Here is a 20,426-nt window from a genome sequence, read left to right on the forward strand (position 1 = left end):
GGGTCCAGGGGAGAGCGAAGTCTCCTCCTGGTCGTGGTCCAGCGGCGAAGCGCTTGGTCTGGGTGGGTTTCGGGAGGGGCAGGAACGCTCCTCCTGAACGGATGAAACGGCGGACGTTTCTGTGGTGCGATGAGGCTCGATGCCGAGGGAGCGCCACTGCTTGGGGGATGCAACGGGGGCGCGCAGCGGTCCCCTTGCCAAGATTGCGGTGTACTACACCGCACATCTTGCACGTCGCGGTAACGGCCTGCCCTGCGATTTTCGGACATAGCTCCGGCCGATCCCACTACCCTTTTTGGGTCACGCCAAGTTCCGCCGATGCCGTCTATCCGCCGTGCGGGTGACGCTGTTCCGGGCTTGCGTAATGCTCTGCAATCGCTTCGGCTGTGATGCCCTTGCCGGTCGCCTGGTTGATGATCGCCGCAATCTCCTGGTCGGTGTTACCCGCCTTGCGGTGCTGCTCGATCTCGTCGCTAATCATGCCGACGAACTCGGGGGCTTCGAACACCTCCTCCTTCAAGCCGAGGGATGAGCGCAGCGCCTTTTGTGCCGTGATCGCCTGATCGAGGGTGAAGCTATCGTCCTGTGCCATGGGGTCTCCTTTGCTCTGCGAACGATCCGATCCCATTGCCGTTCCAGCCACTCCCCGAGCATTTCCCTCGCCCTGTACCAAAGATTGGTATATACTCGCGGTAGAGGTATCAGCATGGCACGTAACACATCGATCTCGCTTGGAGACCACTTCGCCCAGTTCATCGACCGGCAGGTTGAGGGCGGCCGCTACGGTTCCGCCAGTGACGTGGTGCGCGCAGGCCTTCGCTTGCTCGAAGAGCGGGAAGCCAAGGTCGCCGCGCTTCAAGCCGCCCTCATCGCTGGCGAAGAGTCCGGCCCTGCTGAAGAACTCGACAGCCCCGCTTTTCTAACGGAGATGCGGGCGAAGCATGGGCAATAGCGCCCGCGCCCGGTTCACACCCCTCGCCCGTTCGGACCTGGAAGAAATCTGGCGGTACACGGTTGGGCAATGGTCGGCGGATCAGGCGGACCGCTATCATCAGGACATCGTCAACGCGGCGACCGAACTGGCCAACGGCGCGAAGATCGGCCGCCCTGTCGAGATTCGAGCCGGATATCTAAAATATCGCGTTGGATCGCATTTCATATTTTACCGGCGGACGGATGCCGGGATCGACGTCATCCGCATCCTGCATCAGAGGATGGATACGGACAGTCATATCTGACTCCGCGCTCTTTGGTTTGTCATCAGAATGAGGCTTCCGACGGCGGCGGCCGGTAGAAGTCGAGAACCCTGACATTCAGGGGTGCATCGCGGTCAAGGAAGCTTCTGTTGTGCCAGTCCCATAGATCGGCTTGTGCCGCGTGAAACTCGGCCCGGCGGCCGCTCTCCAACTCTGCAGCCCTGCGGTGCGCCTCGATCCGTTTTCTCACCCATAAGAGCGACCAGGTATAGCGCGGGACGCGTCCATCCGGTTGGAGCGTGCCCATCCGTTCAACCCTCCTCGGTGCGGGCCTGTAAAGCTGCGGCGATGCGGCAAACCAATTTCGCTAGATCGACCGAACCGGAATATATCTGCGATTGCGCCATGATACGGCCAATCTCCGAGGCGGTATCATCCTCGGCCAGAACGTGGAACCCGAGAATATTGCTCGCCAGAATGCGCAAGTCTGCGAATGACTCAAACAATTCGGCGTCGGTCATCGCCCTCCGTTCCATCACGGACGCTCATAAGGGACAGCAATAGAAAAATTGCAGTTTTTCACCTTCGCGACGAGTGGGTTATCGTCCGGTAGCTGGTCAAAGTCGGCCAGCATTTTGAAGCTTTCTTCTGTCGGGATGTAGAAAGCGAGAATAACCCCCTGTTTTGCACACTCTAGGCTATGAGCAAACCAAGCGGCCCGCACGGCGTCGGCTTCCTCGCGCGTGGCGGATATGACGCTGCCGTAATGCCGCTGTCCGCCCCGGTACTGATAGAAGTTGATCCAGCCGCCGGGCCATGCCTCGGCATCGGTCTGGTGATCCGGTTTCGCGGTCATTCTGGCCGCTCCTATGGTCGGATACCCATTCTACCGCGCAAAACCGCGCTGTGAATCCCCTTTGTCACGACGGTAGGACGCCGGAGGCCCGCGCCCCCCCAGCGCTGTAGGGCCGTAGGCGTCCGGTCAGGATAGAGCGCCGGAACCGCCGACTAGCTTTCTCAGGCGCTCCGTCATTGCAGCAATGGGCTTTTTCCTGGCAAGCCTTGTCCGTCCGCCCCTTTGGACCATACATTCTAATACCCCGAGGGGAATGCGTTGGGAGTCAGCCCATTTTTAAGTCTGGCAGTGTAGATAGATAAGGCGAAAGCTTCTCGCCGTCGCAAATCATATGGCAGTGAAGCTAAGTAAGCTGCGAACATATGTTCGCAGTTATCGGTCCCGCTTGGCCCTCGTTTAGGTCATTTGCGAATATGCGGTTGAGGGTGAGATAACAAAGCGTTTCTACCTAGACCAAATCTAGGAATATATTCTTGCTATGTTCGGTCTTTAAGCGTAGGATGTACTTCTTCCCGCCCAGCAACAAAGAAGGAGGACGGCCATGACAATGGACAACGAACACCGCTTTTCTGAGCGGATCACGACGGAAGCGGCCACCGTATCGATGGCCGATTTCGATCTGGACGCTTACCGTCCCTACCTCGATGGCATTGCCCTCGACGAAGCCCAAGAAGCCGAGCTGCTCCGGACGCTTTGGGATATCATGCGCTGCTTCGTTGAACTCGACGCTCCTCAAGAAAGCTGGGGGCAGATCATCGCTAATCTAACCGGCCGCATCGAAGATGATTCTGCTCCGGTAGAATAGTTCACCGACACAGGAGACCCCATTCAGTCAAAGGAGACCGGCACATGACAACACGAACAACAAGAAGGGCAACGAGCCAACCGACTCTTGCCGTGATTTACTGCCGGATTTCCAGCAAAAAGCAGGACCGTGAGGGCGATGGCCTTGCCTCGCAGGAGACGCGCCTTCGCGAGTATGCCGCCCGCTGCGGCTACCAGATTGTGGAAGTGTTCCGCGACAAGCTGACGGGCAGCGAGAGCCAGCGCCCTGGCCTTCGCGATATGATCGCCTTCGTGGCTGGCGATAAAAAGAACCGCTATCGCATTCTAATCGATCACCTCGACCGCTTCACGCGCGATTTTTATCTCCATGCCGACCTTCGCCGCGCGATCGCCAATACCGGCGCGCTGCTGGAGACGCCTGCGGGTGTTCTCGATGGACGTTCTTCGTCTCGCCTGATGGAGAATGTAACGGTCGCGTTCGCAGACTATCACCGCGTCAACAACGCCGAGCAGACGCTGAACCGCATGAAGTCGCGTCTCCAGAACGGCTTCGCCGTTTTCTGCGCGCCGAGTGGCTATCGCTTCGGCCGCGTCTCCGGCTTGAACGGCAAGGTGCTGGTCCGCGATGAGCCCGCAGCCGCCATCGTCGTTGAAGCGCTCGAAGGCTACGCTTCAGGCCGGTTTGAATCCCAAGCCGATGTCGTCCGCTTCCTGGAGGAGCATCCCTCCTATCCTAAACCCAAGAACGGCAAAGTTCCCCATCAGCGCGTGGGCGACATGCTCCGCAATCCGATCTATGCGGGCTATGTCGAAGCGCCCAATTGGGACGTGTCTCGGCGCAAGGGTCACCACGAAGCTCTCATCAGCCTGGAGACGCATCAGCGCATCCAAGATCGGCTGAACGGACTGCGCTCGACCTATCGCACCGACCTCAGCGTCGATTTCCCCCTGCGCGGCTTCGTGATCTGCGACGACTGCGATGGTCCCCTGACTGCTTGCTGGTCCACGAGCGGCAGCAGCCAGCGCAAGCGTCATCCCTACTACCAATGCCCCCGGAAAGCCTGTGCCAGCTACGGCAAGGCGATCCGGCGCGATGTGATCGAGGGTGAGTTCGAGGCGATCCTGAAAAACGCCCAGCCCCGGCCGCAACTCTTCGAGGCCGCAACGGCGATGATGAAGGAGCTATGGGCGCGCAAGCAAAAGAATCGGGCTGCCGAGGCAAAGGCGCTTGAGACGGGTCTCGCCCAGATCGACAAGCAGGTCGATCAACTCGTGGACCGCATCGTCGAAACGAGCGTCCCGGCGGTCGTTCGCGCTCTCGAAGAAAAGCTGCAACGCCTGGAGAACGAGAAGCTGCTCCTGAACGAAAAGATCGCCTCCGGCGCAGCTCCGCAGGGCAGCTTTGATCTGCGACTTAGAACCGCCCTGGCGTTCGTCGCAAGCCCTTGGAGTCTTTGGAGTACCGGCCGGATCGAGGACCGCCGCGCGGTGCTCAAACTGACCTTCGCCGACCAGCTTCGTTACAAGCGCGGCGAAGGTTTTAGAACCGCAAATTTGACCTTGCCGTTCAAGGTCATAGCGGATGTTTTTAGCGGTGAAATGGGAATGGCGCGCCCGAAAGGATTCGAACCTCTGACCCCCAGATTCGTAGTCTGGTGCTCTATCCAGCTGAGCTACGGGCGCCTGACACGGCGGCGGCCTCTCGGCCCGCCGGTGTGAAGGGGCTTCTAGAGGGTCGGATCCGGCTTGGCAAGACACTTCGGGCAACGACTTTCGTGGCCCGTGCGCGCGCCTCGGGCTCCCGCGGCCTACGGAGCCCGGGCGCTGGCGCGGACGCGCTCCTCCGCGGCCCGGATCGCCTCCGGCGTGCCGACATGCAGCCACTGGCCGTCGAGCCGCATCCCGAACAGCCGCCCCGACCCGATCGCCCGGTCGAACAGCAGGTTGAGCGAGAAGGCGCCGTCCGGCGTGTCGACGAAGAGGCCCGGCGCCAGGATCGCCACGCCCGCGTAGATGAACGGCGCCACCGCGCGCTCGCCCCGTCGCTCCAGGCGGCCGTCCGGATCCATGACGAAATCCCCGGCGCCCTCGTAGCCGAGGCTGGTGGCGGTCGGCGCCACCAGCAGCAGGCCGTCCATGCGGTCCCCGTCCCAGGTGTCGATCAGCCGGCGCAGGTTGGAGGCCGGCCCCTCGAGCCAGAACGAATCCGAGTTCAGCACCACGAACGGCGCGTCGCCCAGGAGCGGCAGCGCCTTGCGGATGCCGCCGCCCGTCTCCAGCAGCGCAGCGCGCTCGTCGGACACGGTCGTGGCCGGTCCCGGGGCCGCCCCCTCGGCCCGGCGCGCGAGGTGCCCCTCGATCAGGTCGGCGAGGTAGTGGACGTTGACGACCGCGTTGGCGATCCCGGCCTCAGCGACCCGGTCGAGGGCGTGGTCGAGCAGGGCCTTGCCGGCCACCTCGACCAGGGGTTTCGGCACCGTGGCGGTCACCGGCCGCATGCGCTTGCCCAGGCCCGCGGCCAGGACGAAGGCGCGGCTGACGGCGGGGCTGGGATCGCTCATGCGGTCTGGAATCCGGTGGTCAGGGTTCGGGCGCCGGGGCGACGAAGCCCGGCAGGTGGTCCGCGTGCCACGCCCGCAGCCCGGAGAGCGCCGGATGGGCGAGGTTGCGGGCGAGGTAGCCCTCGATGCGCGGCAGGTGGGCGAGGTAGCCGGGCTTGCCGTCGCGCCGGTCGAGGCGCGCGAAGATGCCAAGGATCTTGGTGGCCCGCTGGGCCGCCAGCAGCGCGTAGGCGGTGGCGAAGGCGCCGACATCGAAGGCCGGGTCCCGGCCGCGGCGCTCGCGGGCGTAGAGGCCGAGCAGCCGCAGCTCGAACTCCGCGCTGGAATCGACCCGGGCATCCTGCAGCAGCGAGGCGACGTCGTAGGCCGGGTGGCCCATGACGGCGTCCTGGAAATCGATCAGCCCGACCCGCTCCAGCCCGTCGCGCTCGGGCAGCCAGATCAGGTTCGGGGAATGGTAGTCGCGCAGGGTCCAGGTCGGCCGGTCCGGGACCGCGCCCTGGAGGGCCGCCCGCCACAGATCGACGAAGGCGGCCCGCGCCTCCGCCGACAGGCTGACGTTCCGGATCGCCGGGGCGTACCACTCGGGCATCAGCTCCGCCTCGAACAGCAGCGCCTCCATGTCGTAGGGCGGCAGCCTGTGCTCGATCCCCTCCGCCACGGGCAGGACCGGGGGCAGGGGGTTGGCGTGGAGCTTGGCCAGCACGCGCACGGCCTCGGCGTAGCGCTCGGGCCGCGGGGCGCCCCCCTCGATCACCGGCTCGGTGCCGAGATCCTCCAGGATCAGCAGGCCCTCGGTCAGGTCCTCGCCGTAGATCTTCGGGGCCGAGAAGCCGAGCGCCCGCAGGCCCCGGTCGAGGGCGACGAAGGCGTGGACGCTCTCGGCGAGGTGCACGATCGCGCTGTAGGGCTTGCCGTCCCGCACCGGCGGCCCGTCGGGACGCGGCGGCGCGATCATCAGCACGGCGCTGGTGCCGTCGGGCTTGGTCAGGCGCTCGTAGGCGCGGGACGAGGCGTCCCCCTGCATCAGGGTCCGCTCGGCGATGTCCCAGCCGCTGCGGTCGAGCAGGCGGCGCACCGCCCGGGCCCGGTCGAGGCGGGCGCGCATGCCGCCGGTGCCGTCGATCCGGGCGAGACGCGCCTCGGCGCCGAACTCCGCCCGCAGCGACAGGTCCACGGTCAGCACAGGGCCGTCGCGGGGCGGCAGCCGGTCGGGCCACTCCACCAGGGTGATCGCGCCCTCGGCCATCTCGTCGAAGCCGAGCTCCACCAACTCGTCGGGGTCGCGCAGCCGGTACAGGTCGGCGTGGACGATCGGCCGGCCGTCGCGGGCCGCGTAGGGCTGGATCAGCGTGAAGGTCGGGCTCGGCACCTCCAGGCGCGCGTCGCCGGCGAGTTCGCGGATGATCGCGCGGGCGAGCGTGGTCTTGCCGCCACCCAGTCCTCCGGACAGCGCCACCACGTCCCCGGGCATCAGGAACTCGGACAGGAACAGGCCGAGATCCTCCGTGGCCGTCTCCTCCGGCAGCACGAATTCCCAGGGCGCCGGATGCGCGGATGCCCCCGCAGCCCCTTCGGCCATCTGCCCGTCCCGCTCGTCTCCGCCCAAAGCCCGCCTCCGAGACCCGAAGACGCATGGTCCGAAAACACGCACCGGATGCAAGCGTTTCCGCCCGGAGCCGCGCGCTTCCCGCCAGCCCGGTGCATCGAAACCACGCTCGCGGAGGCGGCGAAAGACCGCGCCGGGGCCCGCAAATCCCTCAGGCCTGGGCGCGGACCCTCGGCCGGTCCCGGCCGGCCCCGCGGGTCGGCCCAATGCGCCATGCCTCGGCGTTCCAGGCCGCCGCCGCCGCGAGGGCGTCGACCTCCGGCATCGGGCGGCCGAAATGGTAGCCCTGGCCCAGGGCGCAGCCCATCGCCGCGAGGGCCTCCGCTTCGGCGCGGCCCTCGATGCCCTCCGCGACCGCCGCCACCCCGATCTCCTCGGCGAGCCGCAGGATGGTCTGGACGATCCGGCGATCCCGCGGCTCCGCCAGCATCGCCCGGACGAAGGCCCGGTCCACCTTGAGCGTGGTGATCGGCAGGGTGCTGAGATGGCTGAGCGAGGAGTAGCCGGTGCCGAAATCGTCCACCGCGATGCCGAGGCCGGCGGCGCGGCAGCGCGCGAGGGCGGCCGCGGCCCCGGCCGGATCCTGCATCAGCGCGCTCTCGGTGACCTCGATCTTGAGGGCGCCGGGCGCGAGGCCGGTCCGGCGCAGCATCGCGTCGACGAGGCCCGGTATGTCCGAGCGGGCGAGATCCTGGGCCGTGACGTTGAAGCTCACGAACAGGGACGGCTCGACGGAGGCGGGCGCGGGCAGGCCAGCCTGCAGGATTCGGGGCACGATCCGGCCGATCGCGCCGATCACCCAGGCGGTGATCGCCAGGATCTGGCCGTTCGCCTCGGCGGCCGGGATGAAGGACGCGGGCGCCACGAGCCCGCGCTCGGGATCGTGCCAGCGGATCAGGGCCTCGAAGCCGGCGAGCCGCCCGGTGGCGAGCCGCACGATCGGCTGCAGGAACAGCGCGAACTCGTCCCGGGCCAGGGCCCGCCGCAGGGCGCGCTCCTGCGCGAGCGACGCGACCGTCGCGTCGAAATCGGCGCGGGCGGTGGGCGACGGCGGCACCGGAGCCCCCTCGGCGACCGCCGGGCCGAGCCGGGGCAGGGTCTCGCGGAACCGGGCGATGAGCCCCTCCAGGCAGAGGCGCAAGATCGGATCGGCGCCGGCGAGCCTCTGGCGGATCTGCACCGCGTCCACCGGGACGAGCACGCAATCCGCCTCGGCGCGCGCGCCGGCGGAACGCGGGAGGGCGTCGAGGATGGCCATCTCGCCGAAGATCTCGCCGGCGCCGCGCCGGGCAAGCACGGCATCGCCGCCGTCGCGCCGCCGGAAGATCGCGATGCGCCCGCTCAGGATCAGGTAGGCGCAGTGCCCGATCGCCCCCTCCTCGAACAGGACGGCGCCGGCCGGGAGGGTGACGGGATCGGAGAAGTCCTGCATCGGCCGGGGACGCTGCGACTTCGACGGGGAAGCCCGGCGCGCATCGTGGCGGAGCGATCTTAAGATCGGATCAAGGGCTCGCCGGATCAGCCGCGCGGGATCCCGTGAGCCTTGATCCGCGAGGCCAGCGTCGTCGGCCGCAGGCCGAGGAGCGCGGCCGCACCGCCCGGCCCGGAGATCCGCCCGCCCGCCAGCGCCAGCGCCGCGACGATCTCGGCGCGGTCGCGCGCCCGGCGCTCGGCCTCAGTGGCCGGCCGGCCGTCGGGCGGCGCGGCCGGGGCGGCCGCGTCGGCGGGCCCGGCCGCCTCCCCGTCGGGCAGGTCGAGGCGGAGGCGGCCCCGGGCGGAGAGGATCACCGCCCGCTCGATCACGTTCTCCAGCTCCCGGACATTGCCGGGCCAGGGGTAGCGGCACAGGCGGCGGACGTCGCCCTCGGTGAGGCGCGGCTCCGGCACGGTGAGGCGGCGCGCCGCGACCCGGAGCAGGTGCTGGGCGATCGGCGGGATGTCCTCGGGCCGCTCGCGCAGGGGCCGCGCCTGGATCGGGAAGACGTTGAGGCGGAAGTAGAGGTCCTCCCGGAAGCGGCCCGCCCGGATCTCGGCGCGCAGGTCCCGGTTGGTGGCCGCGACCACGCGCACGTCCACCGCCCGGGTGCGCGCCTCACCGACCCGCTCGAACGAGCGCTCCTGCAGGACGCGCAGCAGCTTGCCCTGAAGGTCGAGGGGGATCTCGCCGACCTCGTCGAGGAACAGCGTGCCGCCGTCGGCGAGTTCGAACCGGCCGACCCGGTCGCGCAGCGCCCCCGTGAAGCTGCCCTTGGCGTGGCCGAAGAACTCGCTCTCGAACAGTTCGCGGGGAATCGCCGCGCAGTTGACGCGGATCATCGGGCGGGCGCTGCGGCGGCTGGCCTCGTGGATCGCCCGGGCGATCAGCTCCTTGCCGGTGCCGGACTCGCCGGTGATCAGCACCGTGGCGTCGGTGGCCGCGACGCGGTCGACCTGCCGGAGCGTCGCCGCGATGGCGGGCGAGCGGCCGATGATGCCCTGGTGCTGGCGCTCGGCCCGGATCTCCTCCTTGAGGTACGCGTTCTCCAGCTCGAGGCGCTCCCGGAGGGAGTCGACCTCGGCGAGCGCGCTCGTCAGCCGGGCCTCGGCCTCCCGGCGCTGGCTGATGTCGCGGAACACGATGACGGCGCCGAGCAGGCGCCCCCGGTCGCGGATCGGCGTCGAGGTGTACTCGACCGGGAAGGCGGTCCCGTCGGCGCGCCAGAAGACCTCGTGATCGACTTGGTGCACGGTCCCGTCGCGGAACGCCGCGTAGATCGGGCAGTCGTGGTGGGGGTAGTGGCTGCCGTCCGGGCGGGTGTGGTGCACGGCGGCGTGCATGTCCCGGCCGACGAGGTCGGCGGCCTCGCAGCCGAGCATGCGCGCGGCGGCCGGGTTGACGAAGGTGGTCACGCCCTCCGCGTTGACGCCGTAGATCCCCTCCCCGGCCGCGCGCAGGATGAGCTGGTTGCCCCGCTCGATGTCGCGGAAGATGCGCTCCACGCGCTGCCACTCGGAGAGGCCGGCGCGCATGTGGGCCTCGGCCTCGCCGTCGACCTGGCGGCGGTGCAGCGTGTCCGGGTCCGCCAGGGTCACGAGGAGGCGCATCGCGTCGCCCGGCAGCGGGAAGGCCGCGGTCTCGACCCGCAGGTCGCGGCCCGCCGCGTCGCGCGGCGCCAGCGTGCGCGTCCACCAGTGCCCCCTGGCCAGCGCGGCCTCGGTGAAGACCGTGAGCGCCGGGAGCTGGCCCGGGAACAGCGCGCTCGCCCGCGCGCCGCGCAGCGCCGGGCGGCCGTAGCCGAGGAGGCGCACCGCCGCCGGGTTGGCGTCCGCGACCCGGTCCTCCTCCGGCGCGAGGACCAGCATCGGATCCGGGCTCGCCTCGAAGACCGGCCCGAAGGTTCCGGCGGCACGGGACTCGCGAGATATCGTCATCCGCTCACGATATCTCGTTTCCGACGAGATGTCGTGAGCGGCAACCGGCAAGCCAAATCACTGGCAGACGGAGCGATTTTCCCGGGTCCCCGCCTGGCACACCCTTTGCCGAGGGGGGACTGTCCGCCCGTCGGCCGGCGCCGCTCCCGAAAGCGTGCCGCGACGACGCCCGGCGGATGTCCGCGTCCGGACGCGACCGTCCCCCCTCACCGGTCGCGATCCGGACGCGCACCCGCATCGGGTGGGTGGGGCCGCGGACCGCGCGGCCTCACCGGACCCATCGCAGATCGAACTCCGGGAGCCGACGATGAAGCGCGAAGACCTCACCGAGAAGCTTCTCGACATCAAGCGCGAGAAGGGCTGGAGCTGGAAGCACATCCACGAGGAGATCGGCGGGCTGTCGCCGTTCCTGATCACCGCGGCCTGCCTGGGCCAGATGAAGCTGCCGAAGGCCCAGGCCAAGCGCGCGGCCGAGCTCTTCGGCCTCACCGCCGCCGAGGAGCGGATGCTCAACGAGCCGCCCTATCGCGGCTCGATCCCGTCCATGCCGCCCACCGACCCGTTGATCTACCGGTTCTACGAGCTGGTGATGGTCTACGGCACGACCTTCAAGGAGCTGATCCAGGAGGAGTTCGGCGACGGCATCATGTCGGCGATCGACTTCAACATGGACATGGCCCGCGAGGCCAACAACAAGGGCGACCGCGTGAAGCTCACCATGTCGGGCAAGTTCCTGCCGTACAAGTACTACGGCAACGACGACGACACCCCGGAATACGGCTTCAAGGAGGGGTGAGCAGGCTCGACGGACCATTTCCCCTCCCCCTTGCGGGGAGGGGTCAGGGGTGGGGGTGGTTCAGGATGAGGCGCAGCGGTGCCTCCTGCACCACCCCCACCTCCAACTCCTCCCCGCAAGGGGGAGGAGAGACCCGCGCGGCTGACGATTAGGCCGTCGCCGGTCGCCCCTCCGGCCCCAGGTAATCCTGCACCGGCTGCGCCGGGCCGCCGCGCATCAGCACGTAGAGGAACGGGACCAGCAGCAGGGTCGCGGGCGTCGCGAAGGCGATGCCGCCCATGACCGCGCGGGCGAGGGCGGCGTTCTGCTCGCCGCCCTCGCCGGTGCCGAGCGCCATCGGGATGAGCCCCAGGAACATCGCCAAGGCGGTCATCAGCACCGGGCGCAGCCGGGTCTCGCCGGCGGTGATCGCCGCCTCCAGGGCGCTGCACCCGGTCTCCTCCCGGTGCTCCTTGGCGAAGGTGACGAGCAGGATCGAGTTCGCCGAGGCGATGCCCACCGACATGATCGCCCCGAAGATCGACGGGATCGAGAACGGCGTGCCGGTCACGAACAGCGCGAAGGTGATGCCGCAGAACGCCATCGGCAGGGCGGCGATCACCACGAACGGGTCGCCCCAGCTCTGGTAGTTCACCGCCATGAGCAGGTAGACGGCGATCAGCGCGATGCCGAGGCCGATCTCCAGGCGGAAGAAGGCCGAGCGCATGTTCTCGATCTGGCCGCGGACGACGATCTTGTCGGGTGCCTCGAGGTTCTTCTGCTCGTCCTCGACGATCGCGTCGATCTCGCCGGCGACCGAGCCGAGGTCCCGGTCCTGCACCGAGGCGAAGATGTCGAAGGTCGGCTGGATGTTGACGTGGCTGATCATGGTCTGCGTCGGCGTCCGCCGGATGTCCGCGAGGCTCGACAGCAGGGTCAGCACCCCGGGGCCGGAGCCGGAGGTCGCGGCGGCGCGCACGAACATGGGCGTGTTGCGCAGGTCGGTGAGCGAGCTGTTGCGGTACTCGGGCGTCTGCACCCAGAGCTGGTAGGGGATGCCGGTCTTCGGGTCGGGCCAGAAGTTCGGCGTGACCTGGTAGCTGCCGGACAGCGAGATGTTCATGTTCTGCGCCACCTGCTGCTCGGTCAGCCCGAGTTCGGAGGCGAGGCGCCGGTCGACGTCGACGTAGAATTGCGGCTCGTTGACGATCTGCTGCAGGTGGACGTCGACGAGGCCCTTCGTGTGCTTCAGCCGCTGCACGATGCGCTGGGCGACCTCCAGGTCCTTCTCCTTGTGACGGCCGGAGACCTGCACGTCGATCGGCGTGAGGACGCCGAAGTTCAGGATCTGGGTGATCATGTCGGCGGGCTGGAAATAGACGATCACGTCGGGGAAGCGCTTCATCAGCACGTCGCGCAGGCGCTTCGTGTAGCCCGACACCGAGCCGTGCCCCTCCTTCAGGCTGATCAGCATCTGCCCGTCGTTGTACGAGACGAACGAGCCGTCCGAGAACGCGAAGTTGTAGTTGTTCGACGGCAGGCCGATGTTCTGGAGGATCTGGTCGACCTCGGCCGCCGGGATCACCTCGCGGACGGTGTCCTCGACCTCGGCGAAGACCTGCCGGGCGGTCTCGATGCGCATGCCGACGCGGGTGCGCAGATGCATGGTCATCTGGCTCGCCTCGATCTGCGGGAAGTAGTCCTGGCCGACGAAGACGAACAGGACGCCGGTCATGCCGAGCACGCCGCCGACGGCGCCCAGGGTGACGATCCGGTGGCGCAGCACCGCGTGCAGCAGCCCGACATAGCCCCGGTGGAACCGCGCGAAGCCGCGCTCGAAGCCGCCGTGGACCCAGCCGGCGAGCCGCATGAGCGGTGCCCCGACGACGCCGACGGCGCGGGCGATGCGGCCCCGCCGGGGAGCCCCGTGCCGATCCCGGTCCTTGGCGTGCTTCTGCCGGTATTCCGGCGCCACGATCACGTCGATCAGGAGCGGCACCAGGGTGCGCGACAGCAGGTAGGAGGTCAGCATCGCGAACACGACCGCGAGCGCCTGCGGGGTGAACAGGTACTTCGGCGTGTCGGTGAGCGCGAAGACCGCCGTGAAGGCCGCGCAGATCGCGAGCGTCGAGATCAGTGCCGGCTTGGCGATGCCGGCGGCACCGTGGACCACGCTCTCGCGGAACTCCTCGCCCTCCTCGAACAGCCGGTAGGTGTTCTCAATCGCCACCGTGGCGTCGTCCACCAGGATGCCGACCGCCAGCGCGAGGCCGCCCAGCGTCATCACGTTGATGGTCTCGCCGAGCGCCGCCAGCACGGCGAGCGAGGTCATGACGCAGAGCGGGATCGAGATCAGCACGATGATCGTCGAGCGCCAGGAGCCGAGGAACAGCAGGATGGCCAGCCCCGTCAGGGCCGCCGCGGTCAGCGCCTCGTGCAGCACGCCCTCGATGGCGTTCGAGACGAAGACCGACTGGTCGAACAGCTGCTTGATCGACAGCCCCTCGGGCGCGGCGGCGCGGATCGTCGGCATCGCCTTCTTGACGTTGTTGACCACGTTGAGGGTCGAGGCGTTGCCGTTCTTGATGATCTGCATCAGCACGGCCTGCTGGCCGTCGGCGCCGACCACGTTGACCTGCGGCGGGCCGCCGTCGCGGACGTAGGCGACGTCGCGCACCAGCACGGGCTGGCCGGCCACCACCTTGATCGGCGCGAGGTTCAGGGTCTCGATCGACGGCGGGGTGCCGTTGAGCTGGATCGGGTACTGCTGCTCGCCGATCTTGGCGAGGCCGGACGGCACGGTCAGGTTCTGGGCCGTCATGGCGTTGGTGACGTCCAGCGGCGTCAGGCCGAGCGCCTGCAGGGCGTTGAGGTCGAGGTCGACCATGATCTGCCGGGGCGCGCCGCCGAAGGGCGACGGCAGGGTCGAGCCCGGGACCTGCGCCAGGGTCTGGCGGATCCGGTACTGGGCGTAGTCGTAGACTTGGTTGAGGCTCTCCTTGGCCGAGGTCAGCGCGAGCTGGATCACCGGCACCGAGGACGCGGAGTAGCGCACGATCACCGGCGGCTGCGTGCCGGGGGGCATCACGGCGCGGATCGAGTTGGTCGAGGACACCACCTGGGCGATGGCGAGATCGAGGCTCACCGACGGGTCGAAGTAGATCCGCTGCACCGCCGTACCCTGGAGCGTCGTCGACTCCATGCGGCGGATGTTGTTGACGTTGTTGGAGATGCCGTACTCGGCGTAGGTCGTGACGCGCTGCTCCATCTCCGGCGCCGAGAGTCCGGTATAGGTCCAGACCACCACGACGACCGGGATGTCGACGACCGGGAGGACGTCCTTCGGGGTGACGACCATCGCCCCGACGCCGCCGAGCATCATCAGGACCGCGAGCACGTAGGTCGTGATCCGGAACTTGAGCGCGTAGAGGACGAGGCCCATGCGGTCTCCGCCGTCCGGCCCAGGGCCGGCAACTCCGCGTTGTGTACCGGCTCACCGGCTAAACCCGGAATGTTTCGCTATCACGTCCGGATAGGCAAAGGACGGGCCGCGTCGCCGCAGGGCCGCGGCGGGCCTCATGCCCCGCGTCGCGCCCGCCTCCCGGCACGCGCGTCAGCGGGACGCGCAGGAGAACGCCGTCGCGGCCTCCGCGGCGCATCCGGACTATCGGGATGCGGGGGGCGGGCCGGAGCGGGATCCCGGCGCGCCGACTCCGGGCCTGCCGGGCGCCGCGCCGGCCGGGTCAGCGCAGCAGCGCGGACTTGTCGACCTGCAGCGCCCCGGCGATCTCGTCGAGCGCCTTGTGCTCGACCGCGCTGATGCCGTCGATATCGGCCACGTCCGCGCCGATCAGGAACACGTCCTGGCGCTGCTCGATCGGCCGCTCCGCGATGGCGCCGACGTGGCGCAGGTTCTCCAGCCGCCCGGCCCGGGTCTTGGCCCGGGCGATCGCCTCGTAGAGCTCCTGCTCGACGCGCAGCGTGTCGTAGGACTTCTCGAGGATCGGGTTGGCGCGGATGCCGCTGATCGCCGACTCGATCTCCTCCTCGCCCACGTCCCCGTCCGCCACGATGACGTTGGCGGCGGACGAGACCGCGGCCTGCAGGAAGACCGCGTCGCCCGCGTACGACATGATCGTGCGGCCGAACCGAAGGATGGCGTCCTGGAAAATGCTCATGCCGACCTCCCGTCGGGCCTGAGATGGCGGATATTGTGGCGGCCGAGTCAAGATCCGGCCGAGCTTAAGCCCGGGATCGCGGAGGACGAGGGCGCGCGCGGCGGGCTCGCGGGACGGCTCAGGTGGCGGGCTCGTGGCCCGGCCAGTCCCGCCCGAGATGGGCGGCGACGCGGGCCGGGTCGTCGCCGACCGCCGCCACGGCGGCCTGGACCTGCTCCACCGGGACCATGAACCGGCGCGCCCAGTAGGCCCGCTCCCAGGCATGGGCGGTGTTGACGGCCCGGGGTTCCTTCGAGTCCTGCGCGCTGTCGTCGGTCATCGGCCTTCCGCATCCGGCGAGGGCCCGCGGCCCTCCGGCGTGGAGAACGCCGGCCGAAGGGAAACGGGTCCGCGCAGCGGGCGGGGCCCGGTCCGCGGCGATGACACGCCGACGTCATCGCGCGCGCAGCGAAGCGACCCGGGGCAACGCGACGTTGGAAGACGCAGCGCTGCCCGGATCGCTTCGCTCCGCTCGCAAGGACGAGCGGCCTCAGCGGCCGCCTGTCAGCAGCAGCGGAAGCCCGCGGTGTTGCCGACCCCGAAGCGGGCGTTCTCCCGGTTGCGGAAGAACTCCACCTCGGTCATCGGCGCTTGGTCGGGATGGGTGCGGCGGACATGCTCGGCGTAGGCCGCGTAGTCCCCCTGCCCGACCATCAGCCGGGCGCCGTCGCAGACGCATTTGGACAGCGTCCGGATCCGGTCCCGCAGGTTCGACGACGGCAGCATGGGACCTCCTACTCGGCCGGGACCATGTGCGGCTCGGTCTCCAGCGCGGTCCAGCGATCCGCGCGCCACGCCTTCAGGCAGGCGGCGATGCCGAAGCCCGCGATGGCGACGACGAGGCCGATGAACAGGGCCGCCAGCACCGCGTCGATGCGGTCGTTGAGGATGATCTGGCTCATCTGGTCGGCGTTCTTGGCCGGCGCCAGGACCTTGCCCTCCGCGGCGGCCGCCGCGTAGCGCTGGGCGTGGGCCAGGAAGCCGATCTTCGGGTCGGCCGAGAAGATCTTCTGCCAGCCGGCCGTGAGGGTGCAGATGCACAGCCACGCGGTCGGGATGATGGTCACGAACGCGTAGCGCTCGCGCTTCATCTTGAAGATCACCACCGTGCAGAGGGTCAGCGCCACCGCGGCCAGCATCTGGTTCGAGATACCGAAGAGCGGCCACAGGGTGTTGATGCCGCCGAGCGGGTCGGTCACGCCCTGGTACAGGAAGTAGCCCCAGGCCCCCACCGAGATGGCGGTCGCCGCGATGCTCGGGCCCCACGACGTGGTGTTCTTGAAGGATGGGACCGCGAGCGCCACGAGGTCCTGCACCATGAACCGGCAGGCGCGGGTGCCCGCGTCCACGGCCGTGAGGATGAACAGCGCCTCGAACAGGATCGCGAAGTGGTACCAGAAGGCCATCATCGCCTTGCCGCCGATGGCCGACGAGATGATGTGGGCCATGCCGACCGCGAGCGTCGGCGCGCCGCCGGCCCGCGAGATGATCGTGTGCTCGCCGACGTCGGCGGCGGTCTGGGTGATGACCTCCGGCGTCGTGGCGAAGCCGAGCTTGGTGACCGCGGCGGCGGCCGTCTCGGGCGTCGTGCCGACCAGGGCGGCCGGCGAGTTCATCGTGAAGTAGACGCCCGGGTCGATCACGCAGGCCGAGACCAGCGCCATGATCGCCACGAAGGATTCCATCAGCATGCCGCCGTAGCCGATGAAGCGGGCGTCGGACTCGCTGGCGATCAGCTTCGGGGTGGTGCCCGACGAGATCAGGGCGTGGAAGCCCGAGACCGCGCCGCACGCGATGGTGATGAACAGGAACGGGAACAGGCTGCCGGCCCAGACCGGGCCGGTGCCGTCGACGAACTTGGTGACCGCCGGCATCTGCATGTGCGGCGCCACGAAGGCGATGCCGAGCGCGAGGCCCACGATGGTGCCGATCTTGAGGAAGGTCGACAGGTAGTCGCGCGGCGCGAGGAGCAGCCAGACCGGCAGGATCGAGGCCACGAAGCCGTAGCCGATCAGCATCCAGCAGAGCTGCGGGCCGGTGAAGGTGAAGGCCGGACCCCAGACCGGGCTCGCCGCCACGGAGCCGCCGGCCATGATCGCCAGCATCAGCAGGACGAAGCCGAGGATCGAGACCTCGCCGATCTTGCCCGGCCGGATGTAGCGGGAATAGACGCCCATCAGCATGGCGATCGGGATCGTCGACATCACCGTGAAGGTGCCCCAGGGGCTCTCGGCCAGCGCCTTCACGACGATCAGCGCCAGCACGGCGAGCAGGATCACCATGATCAGGAAGGTGCCGAACAGGGCGATGATGCCGGGAATCGTGCCAAGCTCGGCCCGGATCAGCTCGCCGAGGGAGCGCCCGTCCCGGCGCATCGACACGAACAGGACCATGAAGTCCTGCACGGCGCCGGCCAGCACCACGCCGGCCAGGATCCAGAGCATGCCGGGCAGGTAGCCCATCTGCGCGGCGAGCACCGGGCCGACCAGCGGGCCCGCGCCCGCGATCGCCGCGAAGTGGTGGCCGAACAGGACGCCGCGGTTGGTGGGCACGTAGTCGAGCCCGTCATTGTGGCGCACGGCCGGCGTCGCGCGCTTCGGGTCGAGGCGCATCACCTTGTCGGCGATGAACTGCGAGTAGTAGCGGTAGGCGATGAGGTAGACGCAGACCGCCGCGACCACGATCCAGAGGGCGTTGATCGTCTCGCCGCGCTGGCTCGCCACGATCGCCAGCGCCGCGGCGCCGAGCGCCCCCACGAGGGCCCAGGGCCCGTGCCTGCCGATCGCCGTGCCCATGTCCCACTCCCTGACCGAACGCCTCGCGCGCGGGGCCACGCGCGGGGGGCTCCGGCTGGGACTTCGTGGTCCCGGGCTACACGGGCGGGTTATCCTATTGGTCCGCCGTTGACGCAAGCGATCCGAGCTGTGATGCAGCGTCGGCGGCGGCACGACGCCCAATCTGTCACATCGGGTCCCCGGCACGGCCCCGACCCCCTTCACGGCCCGGCTGCCGAGCTCCGCCGCCGTCGGAGAAGGAAGGGTGCCGGCGCGGTCCGGGCCTGCGAGGAGCGCACGACAATGGCGAAGGTCGCATTCCTGGGTCTCGGCGTCATGGGCGGCCCGATGGCCGGCCACCTCGCCAAGAAGGGTGGCCACGACGTCACCGTCTACAACCGCACCGCCCCGAAGGCCGAGGCCTGGGTGAAGACCTACGGCGGCGCCTCCGCGCCCACGCCCCGGCAGGCCGCCGAGGGCGCCGAGATCGTGTTCGCCTGCGTGGGCAACGACGACGACCTGCGCAGCGTCGTGCTGGGCGACGACGGGGCGCTGGCCGGCATGAAGCCCGGCGCGGTGTTCGTGGACCACACCACCGCCTCCGCCGAGGTCGCCCGGGAACTCGCCGCGGCGGCCGAGGCCAAGGGGCTCGGCTTCATCGACGCGCCGGTCTCCGGCGGCCAGGCGGGCGCCGAGAACGGCGTGCTCACCGTGATGTGCGGCGGCGACGCGGCGACCTACGCCAAGGTCGAGGACGCGATCGGGTCCTTCGCGCGGGCCTGCCGGCTGATGGGCCCGGCCGGCGCCGGCCAGCTCACCAAGATGGTCAACCAGATCTGCATCGCCGGCCTCGTCCAGGGCCTCTCGGAGGGCGTCCACTTCGCCAAGCGGGCCGGCCTCGACGTCGAGGCGGTGCTCGACGTGATCTCCAAGGGCGCCGCCGGCTCCTGGCAGATGGAGAACCGCGGCAAGACCATGAACCAGGGGAAGTTCGACTTCGGCTTCGCGGTCGACTGGATGCGCAAGGACCTGGGCATCCTGCTGGACGAGGCCCGCCGCAACGGCGCCAAGCTGCCGGTCTCGGCCCTCGTCGACCAGTTCTACGCCGAGGTGCAGGCCATGGGCGGCAACCGCTGGGACACGTCGAGCCTCGTGGCGCGGCTGGAGCGCTGACGCCTCCGGCCATCACCCTGGACTCGGGGCCAGGGTGAGACGCGGCAGGCGCCCTCCCCCGTGCGGGAGGGGGCCGCGCCGGTCGCGGCACCGGGCGAGCCGATCGCGCCCGGCGGGCCGGACGCCCTCCTCAGAACAGCGCCTCGACCTCCGCGGATTCCGGATCCACCCAGCGCCAGTCCGCCCCCATCTGGTGGCGGAACCACGTGAACTGGCGCTTGGCGTAGGCCCGCGTGTCCGCCTGCCCCCGGACGATCGCGTCCTCGAGGCTCACCGCCCCGTCGAGATGGGCGATCAGGCCCGGCACGCCGTGGGCGCGCATCACCGGCAGCAACGGGTCGAGGCGTCGCGCGCGCAGGCGGGCGACCTCGTCCAGCGCCCCCTCGGCGATCATGGTCCGGAAGCGGGCGTCGATCCGGGCGCGCAGCACCGCCCGGTCGGGTGCCAGGAAGATCTTCTGGCACTTCCATCCGGCCAGCGGGCCGGGCACCGGGTCGCCGTAGAAGCTGGCGATCGGTCGGCCCGTCGCGAGAAAGATCTCCAGGGCGCGCATCACCCGCATCCGGTCGCTCGGGCGCAGGCGGGCGGCCCCCTCGGGATCGTGCCGGGCGAGCTCGCCGTGCAGCGCCTCGGTCGGGCGCCCCTCCGCCGCGTCCCGCACCCGTGCCCGCACCGCCTCGGGCACGAGCGGCAGCTCCGAGAATCCCCGCTCCAGCGCCCGGAAGTACAGGCCGGTGCCGCCCACGAAGACCGGCAGGCGCCCGCCGAGCGTCGCGAGCAGCGCCGCCGCGTCCCGCGAGAAATGCCCCGCGGAGTAGTTCACGGCGCCGTCGACGTGGCCGTAGAGCCGGTGGGGGACCCGCGCCTCCTCGTCCGGGTCCGGACGGGCGGTCAGGCGGCGCAGGTCCGCGTAGACCTGCATGGAATCGGTGTTGATCACCGCGCCGCCGTGACGCGCCGCCAGCCGGGCGGCCAGCGCCGACTTGCCCGAGGCGGTGGGCCCTGCGATGAGGATCGCGGCCGGGCGCCCCCCGGCCTCCTCCCGGTCTGGCGGCAAGGCGAAACTCC

Annotated in this window: 19 protein-coding genes, 1 tRNA gene and 1 pseudogene; 6 read left to right on the forward strand and 15 right to left on the reverse strand. The window is 69.3% G+C overall.

Annotation, left to right across the window (positions count from 1 at the left end; translation table 11 throughout):
- Positions 1-325: 325 nt before the first annotated feature.
- The gene (locus ACLBXO_RS10000; RefSeq protein WP_447685288.1) at positions 326-592 is read right to left on the reverse strand and encodes a hypothetical protein; all 267 of its coding nucleotides are present in this window, start codon (positions 590-592) and stop codon (positions 326-328) included.
- Between the two features lie 114 nt (positions 593-706).
- Here ACLBXO_RS10000 and ACLBXO_RS10005 point away from each other — a divergent pair, with 114 nt between their 5' ends.
- Positions 707-952: a type II toxin-antitoxin system ParD family antitoxin gene (locus ACLBXO_RS10005; RefSeq protein ID WP_234081712.1), complete on the forward strand. Its 246-nt coding sequence runs from the start codon at positions 707-709 to the stop codon at positions 950-952.
- Positions 942-1,238, forward strand: a complete 297-nt coding sequence (locus ACLBXO_RS10010; protein WP_447685289.1) for a type II toxin-antitoxin system RelE/ParE family toxin — start codon at positions 942-944, stop codon at positions 1,236-1,238. Before ACLBXO_RS10005 ends, ACLBXO_RS10010 begins: the two co-directional genes overlap by 11 nt.
- Before the next feature lie 22 nt (positions 1,239-1,260).
- On the opposite strand, the gene ACLBXO_RS10015 is transcribed toward ACLBXO_RS10010, so the two are convergent.
- Genes ACLBXO_RS10015 through ACLBXO_RS10025 form a run of 3 tightly spaced genes read right to left on the reverse strand, consistent with a single transcriptional unit; the run spans position 1,261 to position 2,052 of the window.
- Positions 1,261-1,503 (reverse strand): hypothetical protein, encoded by a 243-nt coding sequence (locus ACLBXO_RS10015; RefSeq protein WP_447685290.1) that lies wholly within the window; start codon positions 1,501-1,503, stop codon positions 1,261-1,263.
- A 4-nt stretch (positions 1,504-1,507) separates the two neighbouring features.
- On the reverse strand, positions 1,508-1,717 hold the full coding sequence (locus ACLBXO_RS10020; protein WP_447685291.1) for a hypothetical protein: 210 nt from the start codon (positions 1,715-1,717) through the stop codon (positions 1,508-1,510).
- A gap of 14 nt (positions 1,718-1,731) precedes the next feature.
- Entirely contained in the window at positions 1,732-2,052 is a 321-nt protein-coding gene (locus ACLBXO_RS10025; protein ID WP_182178931.1) for a hypothetical protein, read from the reverse strand.
- 541 nt (positions 2,053-2,593) lie between these two features.
- On the opposite strand from ACLBXO_RS10025, the gene ACLBXO_RS10030 reads away from it, so the two are divergent.
- Both ACLBXO_RS10030 and ACLBXO_RS10035 read left to right on the forward strand, forming a co-directional pair.
- Positions 2,594-2,857, forward strand: a complete 264-nt coding sequence (locus tag ACLBXO_RS10030) for a hypothetical protein (RefSeq protein WP_447685292.1) — start codon at positions 2,594-2,596, stop codon at positions 2,855-2,857.
- 44 nt (positions 2,858-2,901) lie between these two features.
- A pseudogene (locus tag ACLBXO_RS10035) lies at positions 2,902-3,897 on the forward strand (recombinase family protein); the annotation flags it as partial.
- Between the two features lie 547 nt (positions 3,898-4,444).
- Here the strand turns inward: ACLBXO_RS10035 and ACLBXO_RS10040 are convergent.
- The 5 genes from ACLBXO_RS10040 to ACLBXO_RS10060 form a co-directional block, all read right to left on the reverse strand.
- Positions 4,445-4,521: transfer RNA gene (locus ACLBXO_RS10040), tRNA-Arg, on the reverse strand.
- A gap of 125 nt (positions 4,522-4,646) precedes the next feature.
- Positions 4,647-5,399 carry a nucleotidyltransferase family protein gene (locus tag ACLBXO_RS10045; protein ID WP_447685293.1) on the reverse strand — a complete coding sequence of 251 codons (753 nt, stop codon included), beginning with the start codon at positions 5,397-5,399 and terminating at the stop codon, positions 4,647-4,649.
- Between the two features lie 19 nt (positions 5,400-5,418).
- A complete protein-coding gene (gene tsaE, locus ACLBXO_RS10050) occupies positions 5,419-6,981 on the reverse strand; it encodes a tRNA (adenosine(37)-N6)-threonylcarbamoyltransferase complex ATPase subunit type 1 TsaE (protein WP_331313164.1) in 1,563 nt (520 codons plus the stop codon).
- A 178-nt stretch (positions 6,982-7,159) separates the two neighbouring features.
- On the reverse strand, positions 7,160-8,440 hold the full coding sequence (locus tag ACLBXO_RS10055; protein WP_331313163.1) for an EAL domain-containing protein: 1,281 nt from the start codon (positions 8,438-8,440) through the stop codon (positions 7,160-7,162).
- Between the two features lie 86 nt (positions 8,441-8,526).
- Entirely contained in the window at positions 8,527-10,419 is a 1,893-nt protein-coding gene (locus ACLBXO_RS10060; RefSeq protein WP_447685294.1) for a sigma 54-interacting transcriptional regulator, read from the reverse strand.
- Between the two features lie 307 nt (positions 10,420-10,726).
- On the opposite strand from ACLBXO_RS10060, the gene cynS reads away from it, so the two are divergent.
- Positions 10,727-11,215: a cyanase gene (gene cynS, locus ACLBXO_RS10065; protein ID WP_331313162.1), complete on the forward strand. Its 489-nt coding sequence runs from the start codon at positions 10,727-10,729 to the stop codon at positions 11,213-11,215.
- Between the two features lie 148 nt (positions 11,216-11,363).
- Here cynS and ACLBXO_RS10070 read toward each other — a convergent pair whose 3' ends face one another.
- The 5 genes from ACLBXO_RS10070 to ACLBXO_RS10090 form a co-directional block, all read right to left on the reverse strand.
- Positions 11,364-14,636, reverse strand: a complete 3,273-nt coding sequence (locus tag ACLBXO_RS10070; protein ID WP_447685295.1) for an efflux RND transporter permease subunit — start codon at positions 14,634-14,636, stop codon at positions 11,364-11,366.
- Between the two features lie 301 nt (positions 14,637-14,937).
- Positions 14,938-15,372, reverse strand: coding sequence for a tellurite resistance TerB family protein (locus ACLBXO_RS10075; RefSeq protein WP_331313160.1), 435 nt, complete (start codon positions 15,370-15,372; stop codon positions 14,938-14,940).
- Between the two features lie 118 nt (positions 15,373-15,490).
- On the reverse strand, positions 15,491-15,691 hold the full coding sequence (locus tag ACLBXO_RS10080; protein ID WP_447685296.1) for a DUF3606 domain-containing protein: 201 nt from the start codon (positions 15,689-15,691) through the stop codon (positions 15,491-15,493).
- Between the two features lie 224 nt (positions 15,692-15,915).
- A complete protein-coding gene (locus ACLBXO_RS10085) occupies positions 15,916-16,137 on the reverse strand; it encodes a YbdD/YjiX family protein (protein ID WP_273561037.1) in 222 nt (73 codons plus the stop codon).
- 8 nt (positions 16,138-16,145) lie between these two features.
- Positions 16,146-18,206 (reverse strand): carbon starvation CstA family protein, encoded by a 2,061-nt coding sequence (locus ACLBXO_RS10090; RefSeq protein ID WP_331313158.1) that lies wholly within the window; start codon positions 18,204-18,206, stop codon positions 16,146-16,148.
- A 282-nt stretch (positions 18,207-18,488) separates the two neighbouring features.
- On the opposite strand from ACLBXO_RS10090, the gene ACLBXO_RS10095 reads away from it, so the two are divergent.
- Positions 18,489-19,358 (forward strand): NAD(P)-dependent oxidoreductase, encoded by an 870-nt coding sequence (locus ACLBXO_RS10095; protein ID WP_447685297.1) that lies wholly within the window; start codon positions 18,489-18,491, stop codon positions 19,356-19,358.
- 130 nt (positions 19,359-19,488) lie between these two features.
- Here the strand turns inward: ACLBXO_RS10095 and miaA are convergent, their stop codons facing one another.
- Complete coding sequence (gene miaA, locus ACLBXO_RS10100) at positions 19,489-20,415, reverse strand: tRNA (adenosine(37)-N6)-dimethylallyltransferase MiaA (RefSeq protein ID WP_447685298.1); 927 nt, start codon at positions 20,413-20,415, stop codon at positions 19,489-19,491.
- Between the last annotated feature and the right edge of the window lie 11 nt (positions 20,416-20,426).

This window comes from Methylobacterium sp. C33D (genome assembly GCF_053345825.1).

Excerpts from the sequence above, each read along its gene's own strand:
- ACLBXO_RS10070 (WP_447685295.1), bottom strand. The coding sequence starts at position 14,636 with ATGGGCCTCGTCCTCTACGCGCTCAAGTTCCGGATCACGACCTACGTG.
- ACLBXO_RS10015 (WP_447685290.1), bottom strand. The coding sequence starts at position 1,503 with ATGGGCACGCTCCAACCGGATGGACGCGTCCCGCGCTATACCTGGTCG.
- ACLBXO_RS10090 (WP_331313158.1), bottom strand. The coding sequence starts at position 18,206 with ATGGGCACGGCGATCGGCAGGCACGGGCCCTGGGCCCTCGTGGGGGCG.
- ACLBXO_RS10010 (WP_447685289.1), top strand. The coding sequence starts at position 942 with ATGGGCAATAGCGCCCGCGCCCGGTTCACACCCCTCGCCCGTTCGGAC.
- ACLBXO_RS10075 (WP_331313160.1), bottom strand. The coding sequence starts at position 15,372 with ATGAGCATTTTCCAGGACGCCATCCTTCGGTTCGGCCGCACGATCATG.
- ACLBXO_RS10020 (WP_447685291.1), bottom strand. The coding sequence starts at position 1,717 with ATGACCGACGCCGAATTGTTTGAGTCATTCGCAGACTTGCGCATTCTG.
- ACLBXO_RS10005 (WP_234081712.1), top strand. The coding sequence starts at position 707 with ATGGCACGTAACACATCGATCTCGCTTGGAGACCACTTCGCCCAGTTC.
- ACLBXO_RS10060 (WP_447685294.1), bottom strand. The coding sequence starts at position 10,419 with ATGACGATATCTCGCGAGTCCCGTGCCGCCGGAACCTTCGGGCCGGTC.
- ACLBXO_RS10045 (WP_447685293.1), bottom strand. The coding sequence starts at position 5,399 with ATGAGCGATCCCAGCCCCGCCGTCAGCCGCGCCTTCGTCCTGGCCGCG.
- ACLBXO_RS10000 (WP_447685288.1), bottom strand. The coding sequence starts at position 592 with ATGGCACAGGACGATAGCTTCACCCTCGATCAGGCGATCACGGCACAA.
- tsaE (WP_331313164.1), bottom strand. The coding sequence starts at position 6,981 with ATGGCCGAAGGGGCTGCGGGGGCATCCGCGCATCCGGCGCCCTGGGAA.
- ACLBXO_RS10095 (WP_447685297.1), top strand. The coding sequence starts at position 18,489 with ATGGCGAAGGTCGCATTCCTGGGTCTCGGCGTCATGGGCGGCCCGATG.
- ACLBXO_RS10025 (WP_182178931.1), bottom strand. The coding sequence starts at position 2,052 with ATGACCGCGAAACCGGATCACCAGACCGATGCCGAGGCATGGCCCGGC.
- cynS (WP_331313162.1), top strand. The coding sequence starts at position 10,727 with ATGAAGCGCGAAGACCTCACCGAGAAGCTTCTCGACATCAAGCGCGAG.
- ACLBXO_RS10080 (WP_447685296.1), bottom strand. The coding sequence starts at position 15,691 with ATGACCGACGACAGCGCGCAGGACTCGAAGGAACCCCGGGCCGTCAAC.
- ACLBXO_RS10030 (WP_447685292.1), top strand. The coding sequence starts at position 2,594 with ATGACAATGGACAACGAACACCGCTTTTCTGAGCGGATCACGACGGAA.
- ACLBXO_RS10055 (WP_331313163.1), bottom strand. The coding sequence starts at position 8,440 with ATGCAGGACTTCTCCGATCCCGTCACCCTCCCGGCCGGCGCCGTCCTG.
- ACLBXO_RS10085 (WP_273561037.1), bottom strand. The coding sequence starts at position 16,137 with ATGCTGCCGTCGTCGAACCTGCGGGACCGGATCCGGACGCTGTCCAAA.